The sequence below is a fragment of the Mesorhizobium sp. M3A.F.Ca.ET.175.01.1.1 genome (assembly GCF_004791945.1).
Taxonomy (GTDB): domain Bacteria; phylum Pseudomonadota; class Alphaproteobacteria; order Rhizobiales; family Rhizobiaceae; genus Mesorhizobium.
Genome location: NZ_SRTP01000252.1, coordinates 1 through 320, shown reverse-complemented (window position 1 = coordinate 320; position 320 = coordinate 1). Strand labels below are relative to the sequence as shown.

Sequence of the window (320 nt, the reverse complement as noted above, 5' to 3'; positions counted from 1 at the left end):
CGAATTGCTGGTCACGCCGCAGGCGGTCGGACAGCAGATCAAGCTGCTTGAAGACACGCTGCAGGTCACGCTGTTCAAGCGCAAGGGCCGTTCGATCGAGCTGACCGAATCCGCCATCCTGCTCTCGCACTACGTCAAGGCGGGCTTCGACGAATTCTCCGAGGGCGTCCGGCGCGTCACCAAGTCGAACCACCGCGACCGCATCAACCTCAATGCCCGTCCGTACTTCGCCACGCACTATCTGCTGCCTAGGCTCTCCCTGTTCCCCGCAATCCTGCCGGCCGCCGATCTGCGCCTGCCCACCATCGTCGAGCTGCCAG

At 63.8% G+C, this 320-nt stretch carries 1 protein-coding gene; it reads left to right on the top strand.

What is annotated here, in order from left to right; genetic code table 11:
* Positions 1–320: LysR family transcriptional regulator (locus tag EN818_RS31550; protein WP_135906706.1), on the top strand; the 320-nt coding region annotated here is incomplete at both ends.